Annotated in this window: 22 protein-coding genes, 1 rRNA gene and 3 pseudogenes; 11 read left to right on the top strand and 15 right to left on the bottom strand. The window is 40.8% G+C overall.

Translation table 11 applies throughout. The features are described 5' to 3' along the window. Positions 1 to 108 (top strand): 5S ribosomal RNA (rrf, locus tag FTU65_RS14910); the annotation flags it as partial. A gap of 138 nt (positions 109 to 246) precedes the next feature. Here rrf and FTU65_RS16405 read toward each other — a convergent pair. Beyond that, positions 247 to 372: pseudogene (locus FTU65_RS16405) on the bottom strand (hypothetical protein); the annotation flags it as partial. 32 nt (positions 373 to 404) lie between these two features. Here FTU65_RS16405 and FTU65_RS14905 point away from each other — a divergent pair. After that, positions 405 to 745 (top strand): annotated as a pseudogene (locus FTU65_RS14905) (IS3 family transposase); the annotation flags it as partial. A gap of 141 nt (positions 746 to 886) precedes the next feature. Here FTU65_RS14905 and FTU65_RS14900 read toward each other — a convergent pair. Genes FTU65_RS14900 through FTU65_RS14890 form a run of 3 tightly spaced genes read right to left on the bottom strand, consistent with a single transcriptional unit; the run spans position 887 to position 2,656 of the window. Then, the gene (locus FTU65_RS14900; RefSeq protein ID WP_180063836.1) at positions 887 to 1,528 is read right to left on the bottom strand and encodes a hypothetical protein; all 642 of its coding nucleotides are present in this window, start codon (positions 1,526 to 1,528) and stop codon (positions 887 to 889) included. An 18-nt stretch (positions 1,529 to 1,546) separates the two neighbouring features. Continuing rightward, positions 1,547 to 1,975, bottom strand: coding sequence for a ClpXP protease specificity-enhancing factor (locus FTU65_RS14895; RefSeq protein ID WP_180041717.1), 429 nt, complete (start codon positions 1,973 to 1,975; stop codon positions 1,547 to 1,549). A 27-nt stretch (positions 1,976 to 2,002) separates the two neighbouring features. Continuing rightward, entirely contained in the window at positions 2,003 to 2,656 is a 654-nt protein-coding gene (locus FTU65_RS14890; protein WP_180022871.1) for a glutathione S-transferase N-terminal domain-containing protein, read from the bottom strand. A gap of 164 nt (positions 2,657 to 2,820) precedes the next feature. Between FTU65_RS14890 and FTU65_RS14885 the strand changes: the two genes are divergently transcribed. Then, positions 2,821 to 3,063, top strand: coding sequence for a hypothetical protein (locus FTU65_RS14885; RefSeq protein ID WP_180063837.1), 243 nt, complete (start codon positions 2,821 to 2,823; stop codon positions 3,061 to 3,063). A gap of 64 nt (positions 3,064 to 3,127) precedes the next feature. Here the strand turns inward: FTU65_RS14885 and rpsI are convergent, their stop codons facing one another. Together rpsI and rplM are read right to left on the bottom strand one after the other, a co-directional pair. Then, complete coding sequence (gene rpsI / locus FTU65_RS14880; protein WP_078190115.1) at positions 3,128 to 3,514, bottom strand: 30S ribosomal protein S9; 387 nt, start codon at positions 3,512 to 3,514, stop codon at positions 3,128 to 3,130. Positions 3,515 to 3,526: 12 nt separating this feature from the next. Continuing rightward, positions 3,527 to 3,955, bottom strand: coding sequence for a 50S ribosomal protein L13 (gene rplM, locus FTU65_RS14875; RefSeq protein WP_004722943.1), 429 nt, complete (start codon positions 3,953 to 3,955; stop codon positions 3,527 to 3,529). Positions 3,956 to 4,146: 191 nt separating this feature from the next. On the opposite strand from rplM, the gene FTU65_RS14870 reads away from it, so the two are divergent. The 5 genes from FTU65_RS14870 (at position 4,147) to FTU65_RS14850 (ending at position 8,173) form a co-directional block, all read left to right on the top strand. Further along, positions 4,147 to 4,389 (top strand): hypothetical protein, encoded by a 243-nt coding sequence (locus FTU65_RS14870; protein WP_180060224.1) that lies wholly within the window; start codon positions 4,147 to 4,149, stop codon positions 4,387 to 4,389. A 226-nt stretch (positions 4,390 to 4,615) separates the two neighbouring features. Next, on the top strand, positions 4,616 to 5,599 hold the full coding sequence (pdxA, locus tag FTU65_RS14865) for a 4-hydroxythreonine-4-phosphate dehydrogenase PdxA (RefSeq protein ID WP_180066999.1): 984 nt from the start codon (positions 4,616 to 4,618) through the stop codon (positions 5,597 to 5,599). A 21-nt stretch (positions 5,600 to 5,620) separates the two neighbouring features. After that, the gene (locus FTU65_RS14860) at positions 5,621 to 6,478 is read left to right on the top strand and encodes a pilus assembly protein PilJ (RefSeq protein ID WP_180066997.1); all 858 of its coding nucleotides are present in this window, start codon (positions 5,621 to 5,623) and stop codon (positions 6,476 to 6,478) included. A gap of 30 nt (positions 6,479 to 6,508) precedes the next feature. Further along, positions 6,509 to 7,321 carry a 16S rRNA (adenine(1518)-N(6)/adenine(1519)-N(6))-dimethyltransferase RsmA gene (rsmA, locus tag FTU65_RS14855; RefSeq protein WP_180066995.1) on the top strand — a complete coding sequence of 271 codons (813 nt, stop codon included), beginning with the start codon at positions 6,509 to 6,511 and terminating at the stop codon, positions 7,319 to 7,321. Between the two features lie 6 nt (positions 7,322 to 7,327). Further along, the gene (locus FTU65_RS14850) at positions 7,328 to 8,173 is read left to right on the top strand and encodes a symmetrical bis(5'-nucleosyl)-tetraphosphatase (RefSeq protein WP_180066993.1); all 846 of its coding nucleotides are present in this window, start codon (positions 7,328 to 7,330) and stop codon (positions 8,171 to 8,173) included. A gap of 53 nt (positions 8,174 to 8,226) precedes the next feature. Here the strand turns inward: FTU65_RS14850 and FTU65_RS14845 are convergent, their stop codons facing one another. From FTU65_RS14845 to hflX, 6 genes are all read right to left on the bottom strand, one after another. After that, complete coding sequence (locus FTU65_RS14845) at positions 8,227 to 8,673, bottom strand: DUF2147 domain-containing protein (RefSeq protein WP_180005129.1); 447 nt, start codon at positions 8,671 to 8,673, stop codon at positions 8,227 to 8,229. A gap of 143 nt (positions 8,674 to 8,816) precedes the next feature. After that, on the bottom strand, positions 8,817 to 9,266 hold the full coding sequence (locus FTU65_RS14840; protein WP_168379558.1) for a DUF2147 domain-containing protein: 450 nt from the start codon (positions 9,264 to 9,266) through the stop codon (positions 8,817 to 8,819). Between the two features lie 60 nt (positions 9,267 to 9,326). Then, a complete protein-coding gene (locus tag FTU65_RS14835; protein ID WP_168379557.1) occupies positions 9,327 to 9,779 on the bottom strand; it encodes a DUF2147 domain-containing protein in 453 nt (150 codons plus the stop codon). A 248-nt stretch (positions 9,780 to 10,027) separates the two neighbouring features. Beyond that, the gene (locus tag FTU65_RS14830) at positions 10,028 to 10,702 is read right to left on the bottom strand and encodes an LrgB family protein (protein ID WP_180065348.1); all 675 of its coding nucleotides are present in this window, start codon (positions 10,700 to 10,702) and stop codon (positions 10,028 to 10,030) included. 11 nt (positions 10,703 to 10,713) lie between these two features. After that, complete coding sequence (locus tag FTU65_RS14825; protein WP_180009205.1) at positions 10,714 to 11,085, bottom strand: hypothetical protein; 372 nt, start codon at positions 11,083 to 11,085, stop codon at positions 10,714 to 10,716. A gap of 43 nt (positions 11,086 to 11,128) precedes the next feature. Continuing rightward, complete coding sequence (gene hflX / locus FTU65_RS14820) at positions 11,129 to 12,463, bottom strand: ribosome rescue GTPase HflX (RefSeq protein WP_180009203.1); 1,335 nt, start codon at positions 12,461 to 12,463, stop codon at positions 11,129 to 11,131. A gap of 412 nt (positions 12,464 to 12,875) precedes the next feature. Here hflX and FTU65_RS14815 point away from each other — a divergent pair, with 412 nt between their 5' ends. Beyond that, the gene (locus tag FTU65_RS14815; protein ID WP_180065388.1) at positions 12,876 to 13,700 is read left to right on the top strand and encodes a 1-acyl-sn-glycerol-3-phosphate acyltransferase; all 825 of its coding nucleotides are present in this window, start codon (positions 12,876 to 12,878) and stop codon (positions 13,698 to 13,700) included. Between the two features lie 44 nt (positions 13,701 to 13,744). Here FTU65_RS14815 and FTU65_RS14810 read toward each other — a convergent pair whose 3' ends face one another. Further along, the gene (locus FTU65_RS14810; protein ID WP_257222670.1) at positions 13,745 to 15,364 is read right to left on the bottom strand and encodes a phospholipase D family protein; all 1,620 of its coding nucleotides are present in this window, start codon (positions 15,362 to 15,364) and stop codon (positions 13,745 to 13,747) included. 104 nt (positions 15,365 to 15,468) lie between these two features. Between FTU65_RS14810 and FTU65_RS14805 the strand changes: the two genes are divergently transcribed. Beyond that, positions 15,469 to 16,479, top strand: coding sequence for a metallophosphoesterase (locus FTU65_RS14805; protein ID WP_180011627.1), 1,011 nt, complete (start codon positions 15,469 to 15,471; stop codon positions 16,477 to 16,479). Between the two features lie 291 nt (positions 16,480 to 16,770). Here the strand turns inward: FTU65_RS14805 and FTU65_RS14800 are convergent, their stop codons facing one another. Both FTU65_RS14800 and FTU65_RS14795 read right to left on the bottom strand, forming a co-directional pair. Continuing rightward, entirely contained in the window at positions 16,771 to 18,084 is a 1,314-nt protein-coding gene (locus FTU65_RS14800) for an MFS transporter (protein ID WP_180066991.1), read from the bottom strand. A 145-nt stretch (positions 18,085 to 18,229) separates the two neighbouring features. Next, positions 18,230 to 18,871, bottom strand: a complete 642-nt coding sequence (locus tag FTU65_RS14795; RefSeq protein WP_180011623.1) for a hemolysin III family protein — start codon at positions 18,869 to 18,871, stop codon at positions 18,230 to 18,232. 107 nt (positions 18,872 to 18,978) lie between these two features. On the opposite strand from FTU65_RS14795, the pseudogene FTU65_RS14790 reads away from it, so the two are divergent. Next, a pseudogene (locus FTU65_RS14790) lies at positions 18,979 to 19,581 on the top strand (methyltransferase); the annotation flags it as partial. Between the last annotated feature and the right edge of the window lie 122 nt (positions 19,582 to 19,703).

Genomic DNA, 19,703 nt, shown 5'->3' with positions numbered 1-19,703 from the left:
ACAATAGCAAGAGTGAACCACCTGATCCCTTCCCGAACTCAGAAGTGAAACCTCTTAGCGCTGATGGTAGTGTGGGGTTACCCATGTGAGAGTAAGTCATCGCCAGCTCATTATTCGAAACACCCCCAGATACGTCAGGGGGTGTTTTTTTATGTGCGAAGAAAAAGGGAAAGGAAAAAGATAGAGGGGGATACGGAAATTAAGCGTTGGATATCCAACGCTATAAGTTTACATAGAACGATAAAATTATCTTAACTGACGTCGTGCATGCTTTAATGCTGTTCTTAACCCTTCTTCTAAAGTTGGATGATAGAAAGGTTTATCCAAAATTTCATGAATGGTTCGTTCTTCTGAAATCATCCAAGCTAACATAAGCCAATGACTGCATAATTTGAATTGTGGGCGGGTATCCAACGAATATCATGGTCCATTCTGACCAAGGCTCACAGCACTGTAGTCGTGATTTTAGAGCGCTATTATTGATGAATAACTGCATCCAAAGCATGTCTAGACGAGGCCTTGCGCAGTATATTGCTCATGGGATAATGCAGTAACAGAAAGCTTCTTTCACACATTTAAAGGTCATGTGGTACATGGCAGTGTATTTTTGACCCGAAAAGAAGCCAATGTTGTCTTGTTTGACTATATTGAGATTTACTACAATCGAGTGAGAAGGCACTCTGCAAATGGTTGGTTAAGCCCAGAAGCCTTTGAGCAGAAATATTTTAAGAATTTAGAGGGATAGGTTGTCCACGATACTGCCTGGGATCATTATTTGGCTACCTTTATCGGGTAAATTTTATATTTAAAATATCAATATCCTAAATATTCGATTAAAAAAAACCTGCTTAAAAAGCAGGTCATAGATTTAGAGAAATGAAGTCAATTAAGCAAGAATATTACATGCTGCAGATGCCAAAATCCATAGAATCACCACTGCAACTACTGGCTCTACAATTTTTGACCAAGTCGGTACTTGTACTTCAGTTGTTACGTCTTCTTGTGTATGTTGTTGATTAACCATTTGATTGAACTCCTTCATTGATGCCTCTAATGATATCTCTTCTTGAAGATTTGGTTTAGAACCAAGGAGCTCTGTTAGGTTGTTTGTTGACCAAACCCAATCATCCGCTTGACCAGAAAGATGTTCAATTTGTCCGTTGAGTAATTCTCGAATACTTTGCGGTGAATGTGAGCCTGTATCATGAAGTTGTTTTAATTCATTTAATTGTAAATGAAAAACTTCTGTAGTTAGGTTTTCGAGTTCAGAGCGTTCTAATGTTGATGCATTTGAAGGGTTGGTGGTGAGATGACGTGAAACTTCCTGAATATAGAGTTCATCAGGCTGAGTAATTTCTTGATAAACCTTTTCACCATTAATGCGTAGCTGATGAATCAATTCACCTAAGGTTAAAGCATTAATTTCACGTAAATGTTGTCGTTTTTCTTCACGATTTAAATGACTTAAAAGCGTAGGCTTTTGAGATTCTATTTGTTCGACAAAATATTGTACTAAATCAAAAGCCATTATTCGCTTCCTTATTCTTTAATCGAGCAACCTTAAACCCGGTTTTTTCTTCGGTTGCTCTTGTTGTTCTTGGTCGTTTGATTTTAAAGCATTTTGATCATTCTGAATACCTTCATATTCTTGAGGATCGAAGAACATGCCTTGACCATTTTCACGTGCATAGATGCCTAGAACAGCAGAAAAGGGGATATAGAGGTTTTGCGAAACGCCACCAAAGCGTGCAGAGAAAGTAATCGTCTCATTACTCATGTGTAGCGCATGCGTTGCATGAGGTGCGATATTCAGGACAATTTGGCCATCTTGAATATATTGAACTGGCACCATCGTACCATTCTGTGTCGCATCGACAAGTAGGTAGGGGGTAAGTTGGTTTTCACAAATCCATTCATAAAGTGCCCGTGTTAAGTATGGACGTGTTGGAGTGAGTTGTAGTTCCTGTTCAGACATAATGCTTACTCGAATATTTATGGAAAATTAATTTTTTACTAAAAGCTCGCTATAGCGATTTTTTTCCTGCAATGTCATTGATTTGATAAATGCTGGACGGCTAAAGATGCGTTGGCAATAGAGAAATATAGGGCGGCATTGCTGTTTGGGAAGCTCAATCCCCATGGCTTTTAGGCGCAGAAATATAGGTGCGAGCATACAGTCTAACATGCTAAATTGTTCAGACATAAAATAAGGATAATGCTGAAACAAGGGGGTTAGTGAAATGAGTGTATCACGTAATTGTTTTTGTGCTTTTTGTTTGGCTTTTTCATCGAGGGTATCGGGATGGCGAAGCATAATATCGGCAAGTCTTAACCAATCTTGTTCGAAGCGCCATACATATTGACGTTGCTCTGCACGAGGCATGGGTGCATCTGCATACAGTTTATTTTGACGATATCGGTCATCCAGATATTCGGCAATAATACTGCTTTTATAGAGTTTTAGGCCATTTTCAATCATCATCGGAAGTTGATTGTAGGGATTTAAACTCGCAAGATCTTCGTCTTCATCATCAGCAATAATTAAATTATGTTTGATTTGCTTCTCTGCAAGTACATAGCGTATCCAGTGTGAGCGAAAGTCATCCGCATGACTGTAAAGCGTAATCCCTTGGAGAGGTGCATTTTCGACTGACATAATCCGAGACGATGAGAAATGAATAAGATAGGATACTAAAATTAGACAGTAAAATCACGGAGACTTTAGCAATATCAATGCAGCTACAGTGAAAATTACAGTTTTGTTTTATTTGATTTTATCTGATAGCTTTTCATATCATTCATTTACCTTATCGTCACCGCATGATGACCATTGCACTTGTACAAAAATTATTATTTTTCGCTTCTGTTATTTTTATGGGCATTGGCTTTTATACGGCACTCGCTGGAGGTTATGCTTCTGATTATGGAGCAGAGGATGATAGTCCTGAACAAAAAAGCAAAATGACCATTTGTACAATTACACTAACACTGTCGGTTATATGCTTTATTGCGAGTTTGAGTCTCTTTGTTTATCGGATCGTTATTCTATTTGATTTATCTTGATAAAAATCAAGACATAAAAAAACCTTGGCATAAGCCAAGGTTTTTGTCCGATTCGGTAAACGAATTAACGTTTAGAGAATTGAGGACGTTTACGAGCTTTACGTAAACCAAGTTTCTTACGTTCAACTTCACGAGCATCACGAGTAACGAAACCAGCTTGACGAAGAGCAGGTTTAAGAGTTTCGTCAGAAGCAATCAATGCACGAGTAATACCGTGACGGATAGCGCCTGCTTGACCGCCGATACCACCACCAGCAACAGTGATGTAAAGGTCATATTTCTCAGTAGCTTCTAAAAGCTCAAGTGGTTGATTAACAACCATACGAGCAGTTTCACGACCGAAATATTGTTCTAAAGAACGGTTGTTGATTACGAGTTTACCAGTACCAGCTGATAGGAAAACACGTGCAGTTGCGGTCTTACGGCGACCTGTACCATAGTTAGTAGCCATGTGCTGTATCCCTTAGATGTCCAAAACTTGTGGCTGTTGAGCAGTATGTGGATGCTCAGTACCAGCGTACACTTTCATTTTCTTGATCATTGCATAACCAAGAGGACCTTTTGGCAACATGCCTTTTACAGCACGTTCGAAGATTTCTTCTGGTTTGTGAGCAACTAATTTTTCGAAATTAGTTTCACGAATACCACCAGGGAAACCAGTGTGGCGATAATATTTCTTATCAAGTGATTTTTTACCAGTCACTTGAACTTGCTCAGCATTGATAACAACGATGTAGTCACCAGTGTCAACGTGAGGAGTATAAGAAGTTTTGTGCTTACCGCGTAAACGACGAGCGATTTCAGTCGCAAGGCGACCTAAAGTTTTGCCAGAAGCATCAACAACGTACCAGTCGTGTTGAACTTCAGCTGGCTTAGCGCTGAGAGTTTTCATTAAACCACTACCTATTATAGTTGGTTTGGACTATGGAAGCTGTCCAAACAAAAGGAGACGCGATTCTATACGAATACGTGAAGAATCACAAATGAAAATATAAAATTTCAAGCACTGTATTGTAGTATATTTCTTCAGCAATAAACAGCAGATAATCCAGAAATTATAAAAAAAGCGGGTGAATGTAAATCATGTCGAATTCTAATCTGTTAAAAACCACACCTGACCCCTTATTTTGGCGACATTGGTGGTATTTAATGGGCTTATGTAGCACCTTGATTTTAAGCCCAACTTTTTTGTATTTGGTGTCTTTGCATGGGGCGGATGGCGCAATCATCGTTTTGTTAATGATGCTCACTTTATTTTTCCTTAGTTATTTATTGGTTTATCTGTTGATTGGATTATTGCTTGTGGGCGGTATGTTTTTTGGCTGATAACGAACTACCCGCAGCATGTACCGACCGTTCAGCGCGGCATTGTCATTCTTATTGCACTGATTTGGATCATTGGCATTTCAGGTTTTGCTTTCGGTTTCATTCCATACAATGTCGCACAACGCGCTTATTTTTGAGTTTTGTCAGGTATTTTTAGTCAATAAAATTAGGTCTGTCATGTGCATCACACAGTATAATAATGTTATTGCACACACAGGATAAACCCATGCTGCCTTTATATATCACGAGCGGTGAACCCGCAGGTATCGGACCTGATATTTGTTTGAGCTTAGCCAATCGAATAGATGAAAGGCCAATTGTGGTTCTTATTGATAAAGATTTGCTACTCAAGCGCGCTCAACAATTAAAGCTCGAAGTTGAACTGATCGACTATGTTGGGCAGGATGAGTCGGCAGCTCTAGGTCAGCTTTATGTGGAACATGTACCTGTGACTAAACCAGTTATTGCAGGTCAGTTAGATGTGAATAATGCAGCTTATGTGTTGGAGCAATTACGACGTTCTGCAGATTATGCGATGTCAGGCAAAAGTGTTGGTGTTGCCACAGCGCCTGTGCAAAAGTCGATTATCAATGATGCTGGTATCCATTTCAGCGGACATACGGAGTTTTATCAGGAATTTGCAGGTGTACCACGTGTTGTGATGATGCTAGCAACCAAAACCTTGCGTGTTGCTTTAGCGACGACCCATCTAGCTTTACGTGATGTGCCAGATGCCATTACTCAAGAACGTTTGCATCAAGTCATTGATATTTTAATTCATGATTTAAAAACCAAATTTAAAAAAGATCATCCGCATATTTTGGTGTGCGGTCTAAACCCACATGCGGGTGAAGATGGCTATTTGGGCATGGAGGAGATTGAAGTGATTAATCCGGTGCTTGAGCGTTATCGCGCTCAAGGGGTGAATATGAGCCTGAGCTTACCTGCCGATACCTTATTTACCCCTGAAAATTTAAAAGATGCCGATGCGGTTTTGGCGATGTATCACGATCAGGGCTTGCCTGTGTTAAAGTCGCAGGGCTTTGGCGAAGCCATCAATATCACTTTGGGCTTACCGTTTATTCGGACTTCAGTGGATCACGGCACAGCACTGTCACTGGCTGGAACTGGTCTTGCTAAAAGTTCGAGTTTACAGGTGGCGGTTGATTTGGCTTTAGAATTAGCAAGTGCGAAAAATAACGAAACTTAATAATAAAGGTTTGAATTTTATATGAATAATAGTAAAAAATTATCAAAAATAAAACAGGAAAATAACAAGATGCTTAGGGCGAAATCGATCATTCGCCCATTTTTTGGGATTGCGTTAGCGTTGATGCTGTCAGCATGCTCAACGCTCGCTACAGATCATCATTCTTGTGAATTAAAAGTATTATCGCTGCAAATTCCAAAACAGACGGAAGGATTTATACGTTTTGCATCACCGGCTGCCGTGGATGGCTTTAAACATAATCAGCAAAAATTTAATCAAGCGCTGACTGCGGTGCATAAAAAATATGCGAATCGTGATGGTGCTGATAAAATGCTTCAAGATGGACAGGCAATCAATGCTAATATTGATCTGCTTGTACAGCATCAAAATAGCCTGAGTGCGCTATATGAATCTCAACTTCTTGTAAGTGAAACCATTCCGGGTATTCAAGCTGAATATAACATTCTGGCTGATAAGATGGCTAGAGTAAACAATTCAGCTATTCAAGCAATGATTGCCAAAAATCAAGTCTATATTGCGGGACGAATGTTGAGTTCTTTGCTGAAGTTAAATGATGTGAATTCTATTCATCCAGACGATTTAGATGACTTTTTAGCAGATTTTGAAACTTTCAATCTTTATTTGAAGGCTCAACTGAATGGTAATCCCGAACTGGGTGTAGAGCGCGTAAACAATGCTGAAATGCGTGAAAGTTTGCTCTCTATTCAGGCGGAAACTGAAGAAATGATGAAATCTGAAACAATGGCTTTGTTGCAACAAAGAGAGCCATTGCTCAGTGTAATTAAAGCGGCTCGGGATAATGTGACCAAGTCCGAAGAAATTTTTGCTCGCTTGAGTGAATTTGAATCAAGTCAGTAATCGTTGTAATAAACCTATGCGGAGAATTTTATGTATCAAATTAATGCCCTAAACCCAAAAGATGAAGGGCATCACACGCGTAAGCGGTTTGGACAGAATTTCTTACATGATCAACGTGTTATTGCCAAAATTGTGCGTTCGGTAAATCCGCGTACTGGTGACAATATTGTCGAAATTGGTCCCGGTCTTGCTGCGCTTACATCGCCTTTAATTGGTGAATGCGATGCTTTAACTGTGGTTGAGCTGGACCGTGACTTAGCCGCAGGTTTGCCGGGCCGTGTGCCTCATCCCGAGCGCTTGACCATTGTTGAAACCGACGCGCTGAAATATGACTTTACCGAGCTGTTTGCCGAAGGCCGTCCACTGCGTGTGGTTGGCAACTTGCCGTATAACATCTCGACACCGCTGCTGTTTCATCTCTTGGAGTTTGGCGACAAAGTCAAAGACATGCACTTCATGCTGCAAAAAGAAGTCGTGGACCGTATTACCGCTTCACCGAATACCAAAGAATACGGCCGTTTATCGGTGATGATCCAATACTTCTGTAAACCGACGTTTTTATTTGAAGTGCCGCCGGGTTCGTTTAATCCGCCGCCAAAAGTCACCTCTGCGGTATTCCGTTTAGAGCCTTATGCTATTAAACCGATTGTGGCGAAAGATGAAAAAGCGCTTGCGCGTTTGGTTTCACATGTCTTTACTCAGCGCCGCAAGACCTTGCGTAACAGCTTAAAAGGCATGTTGGTTGAAGATGGTTTTGAAAATGCAGGGGTTGATCCAATGGCGCGTCCTGAAACCCTAACACTTGCAGAATTTGTCGCATTAGCAGATCAAATGGTGGCTTAAATAATTATGACTCGCAATATTCGCTATAACTATGTCATTGGTGATGTTCAAGGCTGTTTTGAAGCATTAAAAGCTTTACTGAAAGAGATCAAGTTTGATGCAGACCAAGATTTTATATGGTTTGCCGGTGATCTCGTCGCACGGGGTGAAAACACGGTAGGCGCTTTGCGGTTCATCAAAAAATTAGTGGATAGTGAAGTTGCGGCGACGGTACTGGGCAATCATGATCTGACTTTGCTGGCATGCGCTCGTGGTATTAAGGATATCAATCCTAAAGACAATATCGATGATGTGATTCACGCTTTAGAAAGTGATGATTTGATTGATTGGTTACGCAAGCAGCCGCTGTGTCTATTTCCGAATGAGCAAACCATTTTGACTCATGCGGGTATTCCTTTGAATTGGACTGCGCAGCAAACCGCAGACTTGGCAAAGGAAGTGGAAGCGGTGATTGGTCATGACGACTTTGATGTGGTCGATGCGTTTCTTCAAGTGATGTACGGTAAAGAGCCGAACCTATGGTCGGATGATTTGTCTGGTCATGCGCGCTTACGCTGTATTACCAACTATTTGACCCGCATGCGCTTAACCGATGCAGAAGGTCGATTAGAGTTCAGTTTTAAAGATTCACTCGATGACCCTATGCCGAAGGGTTTTAAGCCATGGTTTGAGTTTGAGTCACAAGCAGCTCAGACCCATCAAATTCTTTTTGGTCATTGGGCTGCTTTACAAGGAAAAAGCATTTCAGCAAAAATCCAAAATGTGGATGGCGGATGTGTCTGGGGCAATCAGTTGATGGCCTATCGTTTAGAAGATCAGCGCATGTTTGCGGTCGATAATCCTGTAATGTAAGTATTTAAAAATAAAAAAGCCGCATTCGTGCGGCTTTTTTATTGGTGTGTGGATTAGTCTAAACGAATCCAAGTTTGGTTACGACCCAAGACTGAAACGCCAATACTTGCACGGATCGAAATACGTTTTCCTGTGCTGTTTAAGCGGACTTTAGCATCATAAACTTTGCCAGAAAGAGGGTCGATAATACGACCTTTTTCATAATTATTCGTATTATTAATTTGCTTTAAACCTTTAACAATTTCCATGCCGAGAATCGGTTGGTTGGTATAAGGCGCAGGGCACTTATTACAGTTTTTTTGCGGTGTATAGCCCGGACGTGGTGTAATTTTAATAATTTTACCGGTATAGGTATTATTTGATTCTTTGTGAATCGAAATAATTGCTTTTGCAGCTCCTGTTTTATCGTCAATTTGTTGCCATGTGCCAGCAATGTCATTTGCAAATGCAACATTCATCATACCCAATGTACATAGGCTGAATAATATTTTTTTAAACATAATCGCTTGTCCCCGAGAAGCATGATTTATGAGCACGTATGTTAGAAAGTTTACGAGAATAGTCAACTTTAATTTAAAAATAATTTGAAGATATTCGGAATAAGAAAAACCGCCATGTCGGCGGTTTTTTTACTTGTTTGAGGTTACTCTTGGCGAATCCAAGTTTGGCTACGACCAAGTGCAGAAACACCCATATAGCCACGTAGCGTGAGACGTTTGCCACTGGCATTTAAACGGATTTTTGTGTCGTAAACTTTGCCTGAAAGAGGGTCAATAATACGGCCTTTGTCGTAGTTATTGGTCCCTTCAATATGTTTTAAACCTGTTAAGATATCAAGGCCTAAGATTGGCTTGTTTTTGTAGGGTGCAGGGCAGTTTACGCAGGTGTCGCGTGGTGTATAGCCCGGACGCGGCGTCACTTTGATGATTTTACCCACGAATGTGCCATTACTTTCTTTACGGATTTCAATAATGGCTTTTTGTGAACCTGTTTTATCATCAATTTGTTGCCAAGTCCCTGAAAGGTCTTGAGCAAAAGCTGAACCACTCATTACAGCAGCTAAGAATAAGAGGCTCACTTTTAATTTTTTCATCAGATATTCCCTGTAGGTGGTTCACCTATGTCAAATCAATTTACTGAATAAATTTAAAATTTATTCAGCGCGAATCCATGTCTGTGTACGACCAATCGCGGAAATCCCCAGATATCCACGTAAATGTAAGCGCTTACCATTGGCAGAAATTTTGCCTTTTAAGCTGTAAATTTTGCCTGCCAAAGGATCAATAATTTTCCCTTGAGAGTAGGTATTTTCCCTTTCAAGTTTCAGCCCCTTAAATACATCCATCCCTAAAATAGGCTGGTTGGTATAAGGTGCAGGGCAATTCACACATTTTTCCTTTGGTGTATAACCCGGACGTGGCGTCACTTTGACAATTTTGCCGGTATAGGTGTCTTTGGCATCTTTTCGAATTTCGATCAGTGCTTTAGGCGAACCGGTTTTATCGTCAATTTGTTGCCAAGTCCCTGTAAGATCTTGAGCATAAAGTGCAGAGCTTGTGACTACGGCACCGAATAATGCAGCCCATTTCAAACTTTTTTCGATCATATTAATAATCCTTTATCAATACACTTTGTGAGGGTTTATTGATCATACTAGGTAATATTTGAACTTAGAGCAACTACTCTAAGCATAAATATTTACATTTTATTCGGGAAAGTTGACATGTTGCACAAAAGTGACTTTACCAAAAATGTAACATCCACAGCACATCGTTCAATGTGTTGTGGCGTACCCTTGAATTTATATTAAGTTTATTTTTTATACAAAACAATCATTTAAAAGTGATTGCTCAGTCACATATTTTGTAGATAGAGTATGAAAGTTGGCAACCAGATTGCTGTGAAGACTGCATTTACCGCCATGCCAAATGCTGCATAGCGCCCAGCAATGCTGCCGCGCTGCCAAGCTTGAGCTGTGCCAATCGCATGTGCAGCAAGTCCTAAGGCGAGTCCTGATGCACGTTCATCATGAATATTTTTGAGTATGATGGGTGAAAATGCTGCGCCAATCACCCCTGATAAAATCACAATCAAAATCACCAAAGGAATCGGGGAATGCAGCAGCGTCGCAATGTTGATGGCAATTGGGGTGGTCACTGCCCGTGTAGCAAAAGCCATAATGGTTGGATCTGACAAATGCAATAAATAAGCCAGCCCCATAGGGAGGGCAACGGCACTGATACTGGCAAAGACTAAAATCCCGCCCACGGCTTTTAATGGTAAGTCATCGTAACGCATCGCTGCTAAAGGAATGGCCAAGGCCACTGTGACATAGCCGAGTAAGTTATTGAACAGTGGATTGACCTGTGCCATATAACTTTCATAGGAAATGCCAAAAAGATAGAGCATACCAATGACGAAAAACATCCCAATCACAATCACGGGGATTTGCGGTAATTTTTTATTAATGGGTTTTGCGACAAGATAGGCGATCAGGGTAATGATGAATCCAGAGAGGATTGAAAGCATGTTGATTCTCCTTATAGCCATTTCTTAGACATTTTTGCGTAGACCCACAGCGGTATGAGGGTGCTGACAAATAGCACAATCAAAAACATTGGAATTTCATCACCTAAATGCATCATCATCAGCAATGAGCCTGCACTAATGGGTAAGAAGGCAAAGGCACTTTCTTTCATGATTTTATTATTGGTGTCGACCAAACTGGCCGGAATTTTGTTGAATTTTCTCCAAAATGAAAGCACGATCAAGAGGCTAATCAGTCCGACGAGATTGCCTAATTCGGGGTGATTGAATTGCTTCATGACCCAGACCGCGCCTTCACGGAAAAGAATAATTAATGCAATAGTGCCTATCCAGGCTTTCCAGTCGATGCGCTTGATCCAGTCCATTTTTGTCTTTCGTTAAAATTATACAAATCAAGTTTTAACCGATTTAATCTTTAATTTCAAATTCTTCAAGAGGACGTTGGAATTGTTGCGCACGCGTTCCCAAGATTTCATCAATGGGTAAATGCGCCTGTTTAATCAGCTGTTCTAACTTATGCGGGGCAATGATGACGTGCAGAATCAAGTTGCCTTGTTCATCATAATTTTCATTTTGGATCACATTGAGCGCATACAGTTGTGTTCTTAATTTGCCATAAGCCGGTTTTAGACGGACTTCAAAGCTTTGAATCTGTCCCATTAAGCATTCTTGAACCGCTTGGCGTAATAAGGGTAGACCTTTACCACTATGTGCTGAGACATAGACACGTTCCGGCTGATGCGGCTTGCCATAGATGATTTTAGGATCTTCGCCACTGACATCAATTTTGTTATAAACGCGCAGAATCGGAACATCGACACCAATTTCTTTCAGTACTTTTTCGACAGCCTCGATTTGTTCCATCATGTCTGGACTACTGGAGTCAATGACATGTAACAATAAGGTCGCCTCCAAGGTTTCTTCTAAGGTGGCTTTAAATGACTCGACCAATGAGTGCGACAAATTACGCACAAAACCTACGGTATCAGCGAGCACTAAGTTGCCGATACCATCCCAATGTAGACGGCGTAAGGTCGGATCCAGTGTTGCAAACAGTTGGTCTGCTGCATAGACATCGCTTTTTGCTAAATTATTAAATAAGGTCGATTTACCCGCATTGGTATAACCGACCAATGACACGGTCGGAACTGCGGCTTTTTGACGTGCCACACGACCTTGCATACGTGTTTGGCGGACTTTCTCAAGTTTTGCTTTGAGTTGTCCCATGCGGAGCTTGAGTAGACGACGGTCGGTTTCTAGCAGGGTTTCACCCGGGCCACGTAAGCCAATCCCGCCTTTTTGACTATCGAGATCGCCGCGACTACGAATCAGTCGTGAAGCCATATGCTGTAATTGGGCCAATTCAACTTGCAATTTACCTTCATAGGTACGTGCGCGTTGGGCAAAAATATCTAAAATTAATTCCGTGCGATCAACCACACGACATCGCATGATGCGTTCAAGATTACGTGCTTGGGCAGGGGTGAGTGCATGATCAAAGATGACCAATTCAGCTTCATGCTCTGCAACCACTTCTGCAATTTCTTCAGCCTTCCCTGAGCCAATAAATAATTTGGCATCAGGCTTAATACGCTGAGCATGCACATGTTGCAGAATATTGGCACCTGCAGATTGAGCAAGTAAGTGGAATTCTTCGGCATCAAGGTTTGCGAGCATTTGTACTGCCACGCTGACTAAAATAACGCGTTCACCGCTCGCTTGATGTTGATTTAAATTTTCCACTCAGCACACACTCCTGTTTAAAGATTCATTTTAGGCGAAAATGCAGTGCGAGGGTTAATCTAAGTGAGGGATTAATGGCTAAGTTGCTGTATGTCGTGCTATTCAATTAGAGAAAGCTGTGAAAGCTCAGTGCCAGTAAAAAAAGCACACTCATATATATCAGTGAAAAACCAGCAATGGCTTTTAAAGCTTGCCATGAAGAAATAGGAGGGGGATCTGAATGTGAGTGATTCATAATGCATAACCTTTAAAATCGATATAAAAATGATATTTGATTTTTAAAAACGATTAAAATAGGAAAATATTATCTTCGACTTCGGTTTTTATGATCAATGCAAAAAAACTGTCTTCGGTATATGATGATGAAAATTTACGCCAAATTGTGGCACCGTGTCCTTTTAGTGAACCGTTTATGAATCAACCTCAAATCGTCAATACACCGCAAATTAATGTGTTTTCAAAATTTTATTTGTATTGTAAAAAAGTCGGTGCAGCAGCTGTTGCCGTGACGCAGGGTTTTTATTTGGTTTATCGTCATCAATTGTATAAAGACCCGAATAACCCGCAAAATACCCGCTATGTGCAGTATTTTTGTCGCAAGTTATGCAAAGTATTCAACCTTGAAGTCAAAGTGCATGGCGAAATTCCACGTCAACCAGCCCTTTGGGTAAGTAATCATATTTCATGGTTAGACGTTGCAGTTTTGGGTTCAGGTGCACGTGTTTTCTTTTTGGCTAAAGCTGAAATTGAAAAATGGCCAGTGCTGGGTAATTTGGCGAAAGGCGGTGGCACCTTATTTATTAAGCGTGGCTCTGGCGACTCGATTAAAATTAAAGAACAAATTACGGGCTTCTTAAAACAAGATACGCCGGTACTCTTTTTCCCAGAAGCCACCACTTCAGATGGCAGCAAAATTAAAAAAATTCATGGTCGTATTTTAGGTGCTGCGATTGAGGCTAAGCGTCCAGTCCAAATTTGCTTAATTTGCTATGTGAATCAGGACGGTGAACTCGATAATATTGCGCCCTATGTCGGAGACATTAGCTTTGATCGACATGTCAAAAATGTCTTAGAAATGCCGAAAGTCACAGCGCATCTGATGACATTGCCCGCAATTGATTCGGCAGGTCATACTGTTGACAGTCTGACACAAGAAGTGCAGCAAAAAATGAATCAGGGATTAGCAGAGCTTCAAGCTAAAGTTCTTAAAGCGCCAGTTCCAGTTGAAGCTAAATAATTTAAGGATACAGGCTGCAAGGGGATGCCTTTGCAGCACGATGCTTACATAAAACCTTCGAGCGGCAACCAAGAGATAAATTTCACCCCTGCTTTTTGCCACCACTTGATTTTCGGTTCACGTGGATAAATACGCGTTTGACCATTTGACAGCTTAATTTTCCAATTGATTTGTTGGTCTGCATTGAGCACCAACTTATAGGCATATTTACTCAAATTTTCATCCATGGTGTAGTGGACGGCTTTGGCTAAACGTGGGCTATTCAGTAATACCCCAATTTCAGTATTTAAATATGCTGAACGTGGATCAAAGTTAAATGAACCAATAAAAACTTGTTTTTCATCAATTGCCATCAGTTTGGCATGCAGACTCGAACGGCTTAAACCTTTTAGACTAACTTTAGATTTTTCCGCCAACTCTTTGGTATTGGTGTTGAGGTTTTCTGCATCAGGTCTAGAGAGAAATTCATAGAGTTGAACGTCGTGTTCCAAGAGATCTTGACGATATTTGCTATAAAAAGCATGAACCAATGGTACGTCATTGGCCTGGAATGAGTTGGTCAAGACTCTGACTTTTACGCCATCTGCACGAAGGTTTTTTAGGCGTTCAGCCCCTTTTTTTTCTGGGACAAAGTAGGCTGAAACGATATCGACACTTTGTTCCGGTTTATCTAAACGGTTGAGGAGCTGAAAGTTGAGGTGCTCTTCTTTTTTGGCTTTAGATTTGATTTTGCTCGGGGAATCTTTGACCACTTCGGCTTTGACCCAATCAAATTGGATTTTATTGTTGAGCCAGTCATCAAAGGCATGTGAACGGTTGGCTAAGTCCAAATAATTGACCACAGTGGCTTCTTGGTTATAGTCATCGAGTTGTTGTTTGAGACTGTCGAAGCGCAAACTATAGTGGCGTGGATTGACCAATTGACGTACTGGAAAGGCATAATCATCATTCCAATATTCGTCAAAAGAATGGATGATTTCATCGGATGCCGCACCGACCAGCATGACGTCAACATCGGAAAATTGATAATTATCACTGACGTTATAGTATTGGTTACTCATATTGCGACCACCAATCAATGCGATTTGATTGTCTGCAATAAAGCTTTTGTTGTGCATACGGCGGTTGATACGTTTTAGATCCAGCACCATATCGACAGGGCGGAAATGTCGGAAGCGGTACGGGTTATACAGTTTGACATCAATATTGGCATGTTGGTCGAGTGCCATATAAATGCCTTCCATTTTTTTGGCATTGTTGTCATCGACCAATAAACGAATTTTGACCCCACGATCTGCAGCTTTGATCATGGCATGTAGGGCCAATGCACCAATTTTGTCGTTATCCCAAATATAGTATTGTAGATCTAAACTTTTTTCGGCCTTATTGATTAGCTCGATTCGAGCCGCTAAGGCTTCTAATGGGTCATACAGAACGTGGTAACCGGTTAAGTTGGGATTTTGTTCACGTAGCGGCAGCACAATTTTCGCAAGGCTAGTATCGTCTGTGGGGGTATTAAAAGCATATTCCACAGGTTGAGTTTGCTGTTTAGGCAAGGTACTACATGCAGATAAAGTCAAAACAAGGCTACAACTCAGCAAAACCGCCTTAGTGTGGTTGTGTATGAAGGGCAAATTTTGCTGTTTCGGTATAGCTGAGTTCATACTGTTAGACATACTAAAAAATTTGATTTGAGTATAAGTGTCAGCTGTGAAAAGATAAATATAGTGACCGAGTTTTCTCGTTAGGCAAATTGTAGAGCAAATGTATGTGGGAATTAGATTCCGTAGTGATGTATTTTTATATCGGGTTGGCTGTGCTAGGCGTTTGGGCAATTTCCCAAGCTTGGTTAAGTCAGTCGCGCACGGAAACGATTCATCCGTTTAAAGCCTTCGTACATCTGTTGGCATTTTATCTCTCGTATTTACTTATTCCTTTGTTCTTCTTTAGCTTTTATGCAGGCTGGAGTGGCTATTATTCACTACATGAAGCGATTTTTGTCGGTGCTGTTACGGGGCTTTTGTGCTATGCCCGATTTATCGAGCCGCACATGATTCAGGTGAAAAAATGCCAATATCAATTGCATGAAACACGACAATTATTAAAGCCTGTACGCATTGCCTTAATTGGTGATTTACATATTGGTTTATTTTCGGGTCATGAACGTCAGTTAAAAATGATCGTCGATAAAATCAATGCACAAAATCCTGATTTGGTCGTGGTTGCAGGGGATTGGACTTATGAGCCTGAAAATAAGTTAGCTGAAGAGCTGGCCGTACTAAAAAAAATTATTGCTCCGATTTATTCGGTGAATGGTAATCATGATGAGCAATATCCCGGTCCGCCTATTCAAGCGCTGTTAAAACATGCATTAGAAAGTAATCATGTGGTGGATATCGAAGGGCAGGTGGTTGAGTTTAATGAGTTTCGTTTATTAGGCGTTGGGGACTTATGGGCAGGTAAAGCCGATATGCGCTATTTGCCAGAATTGCCACAAGATAAACCTTGGATCATTTTGTCGCATAATCCAGATACCGTTGATATGGTACCTAAACTGCCAGGACGACCATTGATGTTGTCGGGTCATACCCATGGTGGACAAGTGGAACTGCCTTGGTTGACCGATTATGTAATGAAAAAAGTGTCGATTTTAGGCCATAAAAAAGGGCTATATCAGCATGACAATGCAGATGTCTTTGTCACTGTCGGTACGGGGATGGTTGGGGTGCCTTTTCGTTTTCTTGTGCCACCGACCATTGATATTATCGAGTTGGTTTAATCAAAATCTACCGTTCATTATCGCTAAACGGTTTGGTGAATGTTCTTCTTGATGTAGAGCTACAGGCCTTGTTTGGTTAATAAAATTGAATCGTGCCATTCATTTGCTGTTTGAAATTAAGTGAATGACCGTGTATTGGAACAGATGATGTGTATTGCTCAGTTGGATCTAAGCTGCATTCATGAATAAAATCGAAATGATGTCAACTATAGAGTAGCTAATCAGGTCATTGACTCAATTTGAGACATAAAAAAGCCAGCAATAGGTGCTGGCTTTTTTATTATGTGCAGATTAAACCTGATTATTCACATCATCATTTTTAGTTTCGCGAATCATTAAGAACGCGATCAATGAAAGGATTGATGCCGCAGTTAGGTAGTAACCTACTGCATATAAACCATAGCCAGTTGCAAGTTTAGTTGCGATCAATGGCGCGAAAGATGCACCAAAAATACCAGCCATGTTAAAGGTTAAAGCTGAACCTGTGTAACGTACAGACGTTGGGAAGATTTCAGACAATACCGTACCAATTGGACCATAGGTTAAACCCATGATCGCAAGACCGATACATAGGAATAAGAACACCATCGCAGTACTGCCAGACTCAAGCATGCTTGAGAAGACTAAGCCAAACAATGCAGATACAACACACACCGCAATCGAAGTCGCTTTACGACCAAATTTTTCTGCAAATACAGCAGAAAGTGGAATGAAGGCAGCAAAACAAAGTGTGGCAACCAGTTGAAGTTTTAAAAACTCTTCACGTGTGTAACCGAGCTGAGTTGTACCCCATTGTAAAGCGAATACGGTAGTTAAGTAGAACACGACGAATGTACAAATCGCGGCAATCGTACCGAGAATTAACATCCCCCAGTGCTTAGTGATCACTTCTTTGAACGGAATATTTACTTCTTTTTGCTTATCCAATACTTTTTGGAACGCTGGTGTTTCATGTAATTTTAAACGAATCCACAGACCGACAATAACCAATAGCGCACTTGCAATGAATGGAATACGCCAACCCCATTGCATAAACTCAGCTTCAGACATGAAGTGACCTAAGGTCAAGAATGAGCCTGTTGCAAGAATAAAGCCGATTGGCGCACCTAATTGAGGGAACATACCATACCAAGCACGTTTGCCTTCTGGCGCATTTTCAGTTGCAAGTAGCACGGCACCTGACCATTCACCACCTAAACCCAGACCTTGACCTAAGCGACAAATTGCAAGCATGAGCGGAGCAGCGATACCAATTTGAGCATAGGTTGGAAGCAAGCCGATACATACTGTAGAAATCCCCATGGTGAGGAGAGCGGCAACTAATGTGGCTTTACGACCGATACGGTCACCTAAATGGCCAAAGAATGTTGCACCAATCGGGCGAGCAATAAAGGCAATCGCAAACGTTGCTAGAGATTGAATCGTTGCGGTTGTTGGATCTGTACTTGCAGGGAAGAACAGATGCGGGAAGATAATTACAGCCGCAGTTGCATAGATGTAGAAATCGAAGAATTCGATTGTGGTACCTACAAGACTTGCTGTAAGTACGCGGAATTTTGAATTTGTTGGTTGCTGTTCAGTGGCAGCAGCACTTGAAGACGCCATGGTGGACCTTACACTTACTAAAAATAATTGAACTTAGTTTTAAAAGCGTAATCTTTTTAAAAAAGGCGTAATTTCTTAAAAAAATACGAAATACCAACTTACGGACTGCGGAATTAGGGTCACTAAAGAATGCAGTGTCAGTGGGTTATATCACGTAGAGATAAATCGACAGGAAATGTGATCCTGCACCTATCAATACAAAAATATGCCAGATAGCGTGTGTATATCTTACCTTTTTTAAGGCATAAAACAATGCACCGATTGTATAAGATAGCCCGCCAATGATCAGGTAGGTTAAAGCTTGATCAGATAAAAAGCGTTGCATATCATCCATTACTAGTACCGCAAGCCATCCCATCACCAAATAAGCAATCAACGAAATCTTTTGAAAACGATGAATGAAAATTAATTTGAATAGTGTTCCAATTGCAGCAATGACCCACAGTGCAATGAGTAAATAATGCGCTTTTGCGGTAGGCAGTGCGATTGCCAGAAACGGGGTGTAAGTGCCTGCAATTAAATAATAGATTGCGGTATGGTCGAGCTTTTTGTACCAACCTCGGCGCTCAGGAGACTCTGCGAAGTGATATAAACTCGAGGCTGAAAACAATAACAGCATACTGAATGCATAGACCCAAAGTGCAAGCCATTGTCCAGTTGGAAGGTATGAGCCTTTTAAAATCAGTAGGATACCTGCGATGGCAGACAACGCTGCACCGAAAGCATGGGTATAGAAATTCAGTCTTTCTTCAGCTGGGTCATAAGCTAAAAGATGGGGAGCATTCATAACGTATCTTTTATAATAATTTAAATATACACATGTATAGTAATTCAATTTTGCTTTTGGTGTAAGAAGATTTAAAATTGTTTTGCAAATTTATCTAGGTTTATATTATGTCATCATTGGCTTCTCCCTCTACGCAAGAGCAGCAATTTTTAGCAGCCTTTCAGCAAGCCATTGAAACACAGCGTTTTGATCGCATGATTTTGAGTCAGTATAAAGGTGAATTAGACCAATTAGAAAAAATGACCTTGCGAGTCATTTCGCTGCAAGGTGAGTCATTTCTCAGCTGTTTATATCGTTACAAAACTCAAGATATCACCAAAAATTATCCAATCGCATCTGCATATCAACAAGTCGAAAGTTTATTGAGTTGTTGTAAGCAAGCCAACCTGATGACCTTGGATGAAGAAATTCAGCTCAAAAAAAATAAAAAGAAAGCGATGCTAAGCATCAGCAAAAAGCAGCCAGCCTTAGGGAAAATTCCTACGGAGCAGCAAGGACATGATCGAGCGAAACATCGCTATGTCGATCAAAACAGTTATTTCTTACAGCCACTCGGTATTACGGATGCAAAAGCACAAATTATTCCGAGCATGGCACGTAAATGGAAACAAATTAATAAATTTGTAGAAATTTTTTCAGGCGCTTTAAGCCAGATCAAAGAGACCGATCAATCTCTACATGTCGTGGATTTTGGTTCAGGTAAAGGCTATAGCCAAATCCTAAAAACTATAGAACAATAGAGATATGGGATATTCAAAAGATTTTAAAGACAAAGTCATAGAAATTATGATTCGAGATGAAATGTCTGTGCGAAAAGCAGCACAGCATTTTA

It is taken from the genome of Acinetobacter sp. YH12129 (assembly GCF_013418685.1).
In the GTDB taxonomy this organism is placed as follows: domain Bacteria; phylum Pseudomonadota; class Gammaproteobacteria; order Pseudomonadales; family Moraxellaceae; genus Acinetobacter; species Acinetobacter amyesii.
This window is presented reverse-complemented; position numbering and strand designations above follow the sequence as displayed.